The following is a 10600-nucleotide window of genomic DNA, read 5'->3' as shown; positions in this document are numbered from 1 at the left end:
GCCGCCGGCCTGGCGTTTGCGGGCGTTGTAGACCAGGAATTTGGTGACCTCGCCCAGCGCACGGCCCTCCTTGCGCGAATAGGCCACCAATCCGACCCCGCCGCGCTGAGCGCCCCGGATGCACTCCTCGATCGCATGGGTGAGATAGGGCCTGCAGGTGCAGATATCGGAACCGAAGACGTCCGAACCATTGCACTCGTCGTGCACCCGCGCGGTCAGCTCGACGGCCGGATCGGCCAGATCCCGTGCGTCGCCGAAGATGTAGAGGGTCTGGCCACCGATCGGTGGCAGGAACACCTCGAGGTCACCGCGCGTCACCAGCTCGGGGTACATACCGCCGGTCTCCTCGAACAGCACTCGGCGTAAAGCGGTTTCGCTGCATCCGAAGCGCGCCGCGACGCCCGGCAGGTGCCACACCGGTTCGATGGCGGCCTTGGTGACCAGGGCAGCGCCGCTGGGCAGCAGGGTGCGGCCGTCGGCCCGTAGCCGGCCTTTGGCGATCGCCTCGGCGATCTCGGGCAGGATCACATGCGCCTTGGTGACCGCGATGGTGGGGCGGATGTCGTAGCCGGCGGCCAGTTCGCCGGTGAAGACATCGGCCACCATCGCGCCCCACGGATCGAGGCTGACGATCGCACCGGCATCGCTCCACTGCGGGTAGGGCCCGATCACGTCAGTGGGTGCGGTGTTGGTGAGGTCGGCCCGGTGCGCCGGGGAGAGTGCCCCGGCCGCGACCGCCAGGGCGCGGTACACGCTGTAGGAACCGCTGTGGGTGCCGATGACATTGCGGTGCGCCCGGGTGGTCGTGGTGCCGATCACCGGGCCGCGCTCGGCGGCACCGGGTGCGCCCCAACGGATCGTCGGGGTATCCGCCGCGCCACTGTGCGAGGTCAGCCGGATGTGCCGGGATGCCGCCCTGGCCGGTGTGGGCGGGGTGGCGGGATCCGTGCCGGTGACCGTCTCATCGCTGCCCATGCCGCCGCTCCTTCCCCCGCGCGCCCGCCCGAGGTGCGACTTCCAGTCAACTCCGAAACGGGCGGGTGCGCAGGGGGAGCGTCAGGCCGTGACCGAGGTGAAATAGTGCGCCTCGGCGAGATCGTCGAGGAGTCCCGGTCGGGTGGGCTGCCAGCCGAACCGCTGCCGGGTCAGCGTGCTCGTAGCGCTCGCCTCCATCGAGAAGAAGGTGCCGATCCAGCCGAAGTGGGAGAACGCGTCGTCGGCGGGGATTGACGCGGTCGGCAGGCCGAGACCCCGGCCGATCGCCTCGGCGAGGGTGCGCACCGCGATGCCGTCGTCGCCGATCGCCTGGACCCTGGCCCCGGCGGGCGCCTGCTCGAGCGCCAGCCGGAACAGCCGCGCCGCATCCAGCCGATGCACAGCCGACCAGCGGTTGGAGCCCTCGCCCGGATACGCCGCCACCCCTTTCTCCTGCGCGATCGAGATCAGCCGCGGCACGAAACCCTTGTCGCCCGCACCGTGCACCGAGGGCGGCAGTCGCACGACGGACACCCGGACGCCGTTGGAGACGAGCGCCTGGGCGGCCAGTTCGGACTGGCGGAGCGCCCCGGGAGGGGGAGCGTCGTCTTCGGTGGCGTCGGGGAATCCGGCGAGTCCGGAGGTGACGACGAGCGGCCTGTCGGTGCCGGCGAGTGCCCCGCCGAGGGTCTCGATCGCACGCTTGTCGGTCTCGCCTGCCGCGACGTAATCGGTGAAATCGTGCACGAACGCCAGGTGGACGACGCCGTCGGCCGCCGCCGCGCCCGCCCGCAGGCTGTCGAGATCGGTGAGATCACCGCGATGGACGTCGGCGCCCGCCGCGGTCAGTGCCCGGGCTGATGCATCGGACCGGGCCAGACCGGTGACCTGATGGCCGGCGGCGATCAGTTCGGGGACGACGGCCGAGCCGACGAAACCCGACGCGCCGGTGACGAATACCCGCATAGGAACCTCCTGTTGGATGGGCCGCATCATTCTGATGTCAGCACCTGTCATCGCCGTAACGTCGATGACAGTCACTGTCATTCCCGTAGGATCGGCCGATGAGTCGCTGGGAGCCGGATGCGCGCGGCCGGCTGGAACGGGTCGCCCTCGAGCTGTACGGCGAACGTGGCTTCGACCAGACGACGGTGGCCGAGATCGCCCAGCGGGCCGGGCTCACCGAGCGCACCTATTTCCGGTATTTCGCCGACAAGCGCGAGGTGCTGTTCGGGGGTGAGGGCGTGCTGCACGACGTCTTCGTCACCGCCGTCACGGCCGCTCCGCGCGATGCGGGGCCCATCGACGCGATCGAGGCGGGTCTGGACGCCGTGGCGCAGATGTTCGCGGGGCGTCACGACCACGCGCGCAGACGCCAGGCCGTCATCGACGCCAACACCGCACTGCGGGAACGCGAACTGATCAAGCTGGCCTCGCTGTCCGCCGCCATCGCCGCCGCCCTGCGCGGGCGGGGCGTCGCCGAACCGGCCGCCGGCCTGGCCGCCGAGGCGGGCATCGCGGTGTTCAAGGTGGCCTTCGAACGTTGGCTGGCCGGCTCCACCGAACCCGACCTCGGCGCATTGATGCGGGCCGCCATCGAGGAGTTGCGCAGTCTGGTCACCGCGGACTGACGCACCGACCGGCGTCGGCCTGGCCGGGCGGTTACAACGGAGGGATGACCGCGAAGCGCCGCGCACCCGTCGCGTGCCGCCTCGCCGTGGCGGCGGTGCTGGCGGTGTCCTGTGCGCCGTCCGCACCGGAGTCCGCGGCCCCGTCCCCGCAGGAGCCGGCATCCTCGACCACGACATCGACCACGACATCGACCACGACGCAACCGCGGCCCGCGTCCGTGCATCCGGTCACCGCGGCCCAGTTGGGTGCCACCTGGCGGCCCGGCTGCCCGGTTCCGCCCGAGCGGTTGCGGCGTATCGACCTGGACTACCGCGGCTTCGACGGACGGGACCACCGCGGATCGATCGTCATGCACGAAGACCTTGTGCCCGAGGTGATTTCGGTGTTCGACCGGCTGCACCGGATGCGCTACCCGATCGCGGTGATGCGCACCGTCGACCATTACCCCGGCGCCGAGGACGAACTGTCGATGGCCGACAACAACACCTCGGGCTTCAACTGCCGGGGCATCCCCGGTTCACCGAACTGGTCGCTGCACGCCCACGGCCGGGCCGTCGACCTCAACCCGCTGCTCAATCCCTACCTCGACGGGCGCGGCACCGTACAACCCGCCAACGGCGTGCCCTATCTGGACCGCACCCGCACCGATCCGGGCCTGCTGCACCCCGGTGACCCCGCGGTCCTGGCCTTCACCGACCACGGCTGGCGCTGGGGCGGCGCCTGGCGCTCACCCATCGACCTTCAGCATTTCGAGATGCGCTGACGCTCAGCGCGTCATCGTGGTGGCCCGGCCCACCCGCGACAGCTTCTCCGGATTGCGCACGTAGTACATCCCAGTGACCAGGCCGCCGTCGATCCGCACCGCGAGCACCCCGTCGACCTCGCCGTCGATGCGGGTGAGCAGGGCCGGATGTCCGTTGACCTCGATCAGTTCGACCGACATGTCGGCGGCGAACCTGCGCAATCCGGTGCCGAACACCCTGGCCACCCGCTCGGCGCCGACGATGGGCCGCGGGAACGCCTGTTTGACCCCGCCGCCGTCGCCGATGGCGACGACATCGGGCGCGAGGATGTCCAACAGCCCCTGCAGGTCACCGGTCTCGATGGCCCGGCGGAACGCTTCGAGGGCGTTGCGGGTGGCGTCGGCCGAGACGATCTCGCGCGGGCGCCGGGCCGCGACATGCTGGCGGGCGCGGTGGGCGATCTGGCGCACGGCGGCCGGGGTCTTGCCGATCGCCTCGGCGATCTCGGCGTAGCCGACGTCGAAGACGTCGTGCAGCACGAACACCGCGCGTTCGGTGGGCACCAGCGTCTCCAGCACCAGCATCATGGCCATCGACACGCTCTCGGCGAGCGCGACGTCCTCGGCCACATCGGGCGTGGTGAGCAGCGGTTCGGGCAACCACGACCCGAAGTAGGACTCCTTGCGCCTACCGAGCGTGCGCAGCCGGCCCAACGCCTGCCGGGCCGCGATCCGCACCAGGTACGCGCGGGGATCGCAAACCGTGTCCAGATCCACGTCCACCCAGCGCAACCAGGTCTCCTGTAGCACATCCTCGGCGTCGGCGGCCGAGCCGAGCAGCTCGTAGGCAACCGTGAACAGCAGGCTGCGGTGGGTGATGAAGGCTTCGGTGGCCTGGCCGGGGCGGGTTTCGGCGGTCATGCGTGGCTGGCTCCTGTCCTGGACGGTCGACCGGTCACCCACAAGACACCGGCCGACGTCGATTTGTGACACCGATGCGGTGGCGGGCAGGTCCGGGCGACGCGACCGGCGGCTGAAAGAGGTAGCCGACTACTCGCGTCCAACCCGCCCGAACACGCCAGGCTGACTGCATCGGCATGCTCCCCGGACATGCAATCACCCAGGCATCCATCACCGAAAGGGCCGCGATGACCGACACGACGCTCAACGTCGGCGAGATCTCGCCGAACGGAGACGGTGCCCCGGACCGGCCGGCACCCCGCCCGCTGATCCTGATCCGGGGCTTCGGCGGTGCCGACGTCGACGACGAGCGCGGCAACGCCTATCAGGGTTTCAACGACGGCACCGTCTACCCGACGAAACGCGGCGAGAACTTCATCTACGAGGGATTCCTGCTGCGGGCACTGAAATCCGCCCAGTACCCCTACACCGACGCCACCAACGTCATCGGGTACTACTCCGAGCCGGTCAAGGGCCCCGAGGATCCGGGGGACTTCCCCGACACCGAGGTCAGCGGCACCGTCGTGATCGACCCGCAGTCCGCGCGGCGTGTGCTCAGCGGCGGGACCGACGGCACGATCTGGATCTACCGCTACTACGACCTGTCGCCCCGGAAACTGGACCGCTACGGCGAGGGGCTGGCCACCCTGGTCGGCCTGATCCGCGGCGCCGCGCGGCGACACGGCGAGAGCTTCGACGGTGTCGACATCGTCGCGCACAGCATGGGCGGATTGGTGGTCCGCAGCGCCCTCGGCCGGCTGGACCGGGCCGAGAAGGGCTCGGCGGCGAGCCTGATCCACCGGATTGTCACGCTGGGGACCCCGCACCGCGGAATCGCGTTCCAGCGGTTCCCGAGCTGGCTGCTCAAGAACCTGCCCGGAATCGAGCATGCGGCCGACGAGCTGGCCGCATTCGATCCGACCGGCACCGAATTTCTCAGGGTGGCGGACTGGTTTCCACCCGAGCGCATCCTCACCGTGGTCGGCACGAACTACCGCAGCTACGGTTCGGCGGCGGCCTCGCTGGCCAACCGGATCTCCAGCCTCTTCGACGAGGGCAGCCTGCAGTACAACCGCAGCGACGGTCTGGTGAAACAGGCCTCCGCGCAATTACCCGGTGCCCCACGCACATTCATCCACAAATGCCACGGCGGGACCGACGGGCTGGTCACCTCACGCGAGTCCTACGAGATCGCCATGCGGTTCTTCCACGGGACGCACCGGGTGCGGCTGTGGCTCGACGATGCCCGGATCAGCCGCGGCGGAGACTGGTTCGGCCGCAGCGAGTTCTACTTCGGTGTGTCGATCAAACCACGTTTCGTCGATTTCGAACTGTTCCACCAGAGCGCCGAGGCCGAGAACTGCTACGGCCCGTTCGGCACCGACGACCTCACCGACGGCCCGCCCGATCTGGCCGGGGAGCTGAGCCGGCCGCTGGCGGAGTCCGGCGACCGCACCACGGGCTGGGCCGGGCCGGACCGGCTGATCTGGGAAGGCCGGATCGATGCGCGGATGAAGCCCGAGAACGCCGCCGCCGGACTGGTCTTCCGGCTCGACATCTATGTGGGGGAGCGGGACTCCCGCGGAATCGGCTTCTCCGACAACGTGGTGTTCCGCAAGCAGTACTACGTTCAGGCGTTCCCCGGCGACGACGTCGCGTTGTTCGTCCACACCGGTGAACAGTTCCTCTCCGCGGCGGATCCGGTCACCCCCGCCGAGCTCGGGCGACTGGCCAGGCCGGGGCCCACGGCAACCGTCCAGAAAGCCGATGCGGTGTCCGGTAGGGACGGCCAGTGGACCTTCGCCGTCGGTGGGTCCGGGTTCAATGCGCTGTTGCGGATCGCGATCGACCCCGACCGCGGCAACATCCGCAGTCCCGCCCAGCATCGCGGGGTAGCGCTACGGTCGGCTGTGTGAGGTGGATCGTCGACGGGATGAACGTCATCGGCAGCCGTCCGGACGGGTGGTGGCGGGACCGCATGCGGGCGATGGCGCGCCTGGTCGATCGGCTCGAGCACTGGTCGGCAGCGGGGGACCGGCGGGTGCTGGTGGTGTTCGAATCGCGGCCCTCACCGCCGATCGAATCGTCGGTGATCGAGATCGGACACGCCCCGCGAGCGGCCGCGAACTCGGCCGACGACGAGATCGTGCGTCTGGTGCTGGCCGATTCGCGGCCCGCCGACATCACGGTGGTGACCTCCGACAGCACCCTGGCCGATCGGGTGCGCGGCGCGGGTGCGTCGGTGCAGCCCGCGGCGGGGTTCCGCGACCTGATCGACCCGGCCTGAGCCGGCGCTAACCGCGGTTCAGCCGGACGGATCGCACCGCGCCGTCGACGACGTACTGCCGCAGCGTTTTCCGGTCGAGTTTGCCGCTGGGCAATGTCGGTATCCGGTCGCTGGTGGTGACCGCCCACAGCGTCGGCACCTTGTAGGCGGACAGTCGCTCACGCGTGCGCTCGGAGATGGACGACACATCGGCCCGGGTCACCGGGACCAGGACCGCGCAGACCTCCTCACCGCGCCGAGGATCGTCGACCCCGACGACCACGCACTGCGCCACATCGGCGAACTCCTCGATGACGGCCTCGACCTCACGCGGGGACACATTCGCCCCGGCCGCCTTGATCAGTTCGGTGGTCCGTCCGACGTAGAACAGCCGTGGGTCGTCTTCTCGCCGGTAGACGCGGTCCCCGGTGTGGTACCAGCCGTCCTCGTCGAACGTCTCGCACCGCTCCCGCTTGTTGTAGCCCGCCATCACCCCGATGCCACGGACCAGGAGTTCGCCGGTGGTACCGGGCCCGACCGGGGCCCCGTCCTCGCCGACGATGCGCATCTCGGTGTAGGCGAATCCGCCCGCGGTCTCGGACATGGTGCGGTGCACCGGAAATCCGTCGGGCACATCGGTCATCGCGATGTCGAGGGGTCCGTCGCGCAGCATCGGGGCACTGCTCAGATCCCGGGTTCCGAAGGAGGGATGATCGCGCAGGCGCTGGGTGAACGCGGGCCAGCCGACGATCCCGGTGACCCGTTCACGCTCGGCCAGCTCGAGCGCGGTCCCGGCATCGAGTTTCGGCATGACCACCACGGTGACCGGTTCGTGCAGCGCCCCCACCACGGCGAGGAGCCCGCCGATCCAGAAGAACGGCATCGCGCACAGGATGGTGGGGTCCGCGGCGGACCCGCTGATCGCCCGCACGGCGGCCGGCCAGGTCGAGGTCTGCCGGACCAGCGTGCCGTGGGTGTGCAGCACACCCTTCGGGTCGGCGGTCGAACCGGAGGTGTGCACCATGACGGCGAGGTCGGCGGGGGAGACCTCGGCCTCCACCGCGGTGAGCAGCTCCCCGGATACGCCTGCGTCGGTTTCGTCGTCCCAGCGGGTGGCCCACGGACGGTCGGTGTCCCCGGCGATGGCGATGCGACGCAGGTACGGTGCGCCGGGTAGCCCGATCCGGCCCGAAAGTTGACCGGCGAGCCCGGGCAGCGCCGCTTCGAAACGCTCCGCGACGTCGATGTTGAGGACCCGGTCGGGGGCGACCAGCAGCCCGATATCGGCCAGCCGCAACACCTTCGTGAGCTCGGCAGGCGCGTACATGGTGCTCAACGGGACGGCAACGGCGCCGATCCGCGATACCGCGAGCCACCAGACCAGCCAGTCGGCGCCGTTGGCGAAGAACAGTCCGACCCGGGTGCCCTTGCCCACACCCTCGCCCAACAGCCGGCGGGCCGCCCGGGCCGATCGCTGCTCGACGTCCTGGTAGGTGAGCCGTTGGCCGGGGGTGACCAGGTAGGTGGCCCGACCGAAGTCTCGGACGCTGCGCTGCAGAAGCGCGGGAACGGTCAGCGGTGCCGACGGGGAGGAAGTCACCGCCCCATTTTGGCTGACCCGAAACCGGTCCGGGCCGGCTACTCGATGAGGTCGGCTCCCGCGGGGCCGAACAGGTAGAGATGCTCGAGGACCGGCCCGGGCTCGCCCGACCAGTCCATGGCGGCGAGCTGGGCGCGGCTGCGCCTGCCGGTCCGCCAGCGCAGCGACTCGAATCGCGATGTGGAGAGCCGGATCTCGGCTTCGCCGTCCGGCCCGCAATGGAACTCGGCGTCCTCGACCGTCACCGCGACGGGCACCGGGGTGCGGAGGTTCGCCAGCAGCTGTCCCGCGACGGCGTGGGCCGCGGCGGAGTCGCGGGCGCCGGGCCGGTGCAGGGCGCCGCGGATGTCGTGCTCGTGGACCACGATGTCGCCGATCGGTGGGGTGAGTCCGTCGGTCCGCGCCAGCCGGTCCAGTTGCGCCGCGGCGACGTTCCATGCGGCCAGGAGCTCGGCTGGGTCGAAGGGCTCGAAGCGGGCGACCTGCGCGGCCGTCGCGTCGTCGGTGGGCGCGCCGCTGAGCCGGCCTGCGGCCCAGTCCTCGGCGACCGCGGTGAGGTGGGCGACCAGGTCGCGCACCGACCAGCCGGGGCAGGCCGCGACCGCCCGGTTCCACAGCGGGCCGCCGGTTCCCAGCAGCGCCTGAATCCGTTCCCTGGTGTCGTGATAGAGCCGGGCCGCCGCCACCGCGTCAATGTCGGCCACACGAATCACATCCTCCGGAAACACGCGGCGGCCGTGGGTCGTCGGGGTCGTCGGGATCGGGGTCGCCGAACCACCGGGACGGCTCGTGCCCGGCGTAGGTGTCGTGCCAGGACCACCATTCGTACGGTTCGCTCTGCGGGTAGCCCTGCGGTGAATCCTCCCAGGTCTCCTGGCGCCCCAGTGCGGTCATGTCGAGGAAGTTCCAGGTGTTGACGAAGGCCTCGTCGCCGCGGTTGTTGATGAAGTAGGTGCGGAACACCCGGTCGCCGTCGCGGATGAATGCGTTGGTTCCGTGCCATCGGTCGACCCCGAAATCCACATCGAAGGTGCCGTCAGATCCGGGAATGATGGTGTACCACGGGTGGTTCCAGCCCATCCGGGCCTTCACCCGGTCGATATCGGCCTGCGGTCCGCGGGATGCGTAGACGAGTGTGGTGTCACGGGCGTTCAGGTGCGCGAGGTTGCCGATATGGTCGGCCATCAGCGAGCAGCCGACACAGCCGTGTTCCGGCCAGTCGTCGACGCCCGGGTCGAGGAACGCGCGGTAGACGATCAACTGGCGGCGCCCCTGGAACAGGTCGAGCAGGCTGACCTCGCCGTCCGGCCCGTCGAACGCGTAGCGCTTGGTCACCGGCGTCCAGGGCATGCGCCTGCGCTGCGCGGCCAGCGCGTCCCTGGCGCGGGTCAACTCCTTCTCTCGGACCAGCATGTCGCGCAGCGCGGTGTCCCACTCCTGTGCGGACACGATCGGCGGGATCGTCATGTTTTCTCGCTCCTCCAGGGAATCCAGACGTTAAACAATCTTGTTGAATAACGCGTCTTCAGCACACCACGGTCCGCGGCTATAGTCAACAAGGTGGTTGAAGATCAGATCCTGGATCGCGCCTACGCCGCGCTCGCCGACCCCACCCGGCGCCGGCTGCTGGAGGCCCTGCGCCACGGCGACGCCCGCATCACCGATCTGGCGGCGCCGCTGCCGATGACGTTCGCCGGGGTGTCACGTCACGTCGGCGTGCTGGAGTCGGCAGGCCTGGTGCGACGCGAGGTGCGCGGCCGCGAACACTGGCTGTCGCTTCAGCCCGACGGGTTGTCGATGGCCCAGCGGTGGATCAACCAGCAGACCGAGTTCTGGTCGGTGCGTGCCGATGCGCTCGCCGAGCGGCTCCGCCGGAAGGGGCGCAACCGATGAGCGACCACCCCACCGTGCGGGTGCAGCGCGTCATGCCGGCCACCCCCGATGTCGTCTTCGACGAATGGCTCGATGCGGAGACCATGGCGGACTGGATGTGCCCGCGCCCGGTCCGCTGTGTGGCGATCACCATCGAGCCCCACGTCGGGGGGAGGGTGCGCTTCGACGTCGACGATTCGGGCACCAGCGTCCTGATCACCGGACAGTTCCTGGCCATCGACCGGCCCCGCGCGTTGCGCTTCACCTGGAGCAACTCGGACTGGCCGGACCCCACGCTGGTCAGTGTGGTCAACGTCGAATTCGCCCCGGCCGGGGACGGCGAGACGCTGATGTCGATCGAGCATTCGCTGATTCCACCGGAGGAGTTCGACGGCTTCCACCACGGCTGGACGCTGACCTTCGAGCAACTCGCCGCGGTGCTGCAGCGGTCCCCACGCAGGTAGGCGACCGGGTGAGGGTGCCGACCTAGACTGCGGTCATGTTGCGTCCTGAAAGTTGGACTGGACTAGCGGGTGTGAGTCCCGTCCCGGTA

The 10600-nt window shown here is 69.9% G+C and carries 12 protein-coding genes; 6 read left to right on the top strand and 6 right to left on the bottom strand.

The annotated features are described in order from the left end of the window. Together ACWDTP_RS33790 and ACWDTP_RS33785 are read right to left on the bottom strand one after the other, a co-directional pair. Positions 1–975, bottom strand: a 975-nt coding sequence (locus tag ACWDTP_RS33790) for a GTP cyclohydrolase II (RefSeq protein WP_450027582.1), incomplete at its 3' end; no start/stop codon positions are given. A gap of 81 nt (positions 976–1056) precedes the next feature. Further along, positions 1057–1941 carry an SDR family oxidoreductase gene (locus ACWDTP_RS33785; RefSeq protein ID WP_450027581.1) on the bottom strand — a complete coding sequence of 295 codons (885 nt, stop codon included), beginning with the start codon at positions 1939–1941 and terminating at the stop codon, positions 1057–1059. 98 nt (positions 1942–2039) lie between these two features. Here ACWDTP_RS33785 and ACWDTP_RS33780 point away from each other — a divergent pair, with 98 nt between their 5' ends. Together ACWDTP_RS33780 and ACWDTP_RS33775 are read left to right on the top strand one after the other, a co-directional pair. Continuing rightward, positions 2040–2606 (top strand): TetR family transcriptional regulator, encoded by a 567-nt coding sequence (locus ACWDTP_RS33780; protein WP_450027580.1) that lies wholly within the window; start codon positions 2040–2042, stop codon positions 2604–2606. A 44-nt stretch (positions 2607–2650) separates the two neighbouring features. Then, positions 2651–3370, top strand: coding sequence for a M15 family metallopeptidase (locus tag ACWDTP_RS33775; RefSeq protein WP_450027579.1), 720 nt, complete (start codon positions 2651–2653; stop codon positions 3368–3370). 3 nt (positions 3371–3373) lie between these two features. On the opposite strand, the gene ACWDTP_RS33770 is transcribed toward ACWDTP_RS33775, so the two are convergent. Next, positions 3374–4270, bottom strand: coding sequence for an RNA polymerase sigma-70 factor (locus ACWDTP_RS33770; RefSeq protein ID WP_450027578.1), 897 nt, complete (start codon positions 4268–4270; stop codon positions 3374–3376). 227 nt (positions 4271–4497) lie between these two features. Here ACWDTP_RS33770 and ACWDTP_RS33765 point away from each other — a divergent pair, with 227 nt between their 5' ends. Next, on the top strand, positions 4498–6225 hold the full coding sequence (locus ACWDTP_RS33765) for an esterase/lipase family protein (RefSeq protein ID WP_450027577.1): 1728 nt from the start codon (positions 4498–4500) through the stop codon (positions 6223–6225). Continuing rightward, on the top strand, positions 6222–6596 hold the full coding sequence (locus tag ACWDTP_RS33760) for an NYN domain-containing protein (RefSeq protein ID WP_450027576.1): 375 nt from the start codon (positions 6222–6224) through the stop codon (positions 6594–6596). The genes ACWDTP_RS33765 and ACWDTP_RS33760 overlap by 4 nt, the downstream gene beginning before the upstream one ends. A 7-nt stretch (positions 6597–6603) precedes the next feature. On the opposite strand, the gene ACWDTP_RS33755 is transcribed toward ACWDTP_RS33760, so the two are convergent. The 3 genes from ACWDTP_RS33755 to ACWDTP_RS33745 are packed head-to-tail and all read right to left on the bottom strand — an operon-like array spanning position 6604 to position 9642. Further along, positions 6604–8175, bottom strand: a complete 1572-nt coding sequence (locus ACWDTP_RS33755; RefSeq protein ID WP_450027575.1) for a class I adenylate-forming enzyme family protein — start codon at positions 8173–8175, stop codon at positions 6604–6606. A 38-nt stretch (positions 8176–8213) separates the two neighbouring features. After that, the gene (locus ACWDTP_RS33750; RefSeq protein WP_450027574.1) at positions 8214–8879 is read right to left on the bottom strand and encodes a maleylpyruvate isomerase family mycothiol-dependent enzyme; all 666 of its coding nucleotides are present in this window, start codon (positions 8877–8879) and stop codon (positions 8214–8216) included. After that, entirely contained in the window at positions 8866–9642 is a 777-nt protein-coding gene (locus ACWDTP_RS33745) for a DUF899 domain-containing protein (protein ID WP_450027573.1), read from the bottom strand. The genes ACWDTP_RS33750 and ACWDTP_RS33745 overlap by 14 nt, the downstream gene beginning before the upstream one ends. Before the next feature lie 93 nt (positions 9643–9735). Here ACWDTP_RS33745 and ACWDTP_RS33740 point away from each other — a divergent pair, with 93 nt between their 5' ends. Beyond that, on the top strand, positions 9736–10068 hold the full coding sequence (locus ACWDTP_RS33740) for an ArsR/SmtB family transcription factor (protein ID WP_450027572.1): 333 nt from the start codon (positions 9736–9738) through the stop codon (positions 10066–10068). After that, positions 10065–10511: an SRPBCC family protein gene (locus tag ACWDTP_RS33735; protein ID WP_450027571.1), complete on the top strand. Its 447-nt coding sequence runs from the start codon at positions 10065–10067 to the stop codon at positions 10509–10511. Before ACWDTP_RS33740 ends, ACWDTP_RS33735 begins: the two co-directional genes overlap by 4 nt. Positions 10512–10600: the final 89 nt, after the last annotated feature.

It is taken from the genome of Mycobacterium sp. NPDC003449 (assembly GCF_053588415.1).
Note: the sequence above shows the minus strand (reverse complement) of the source record. Positions and strands in the feature narration are given on the sequence as shown.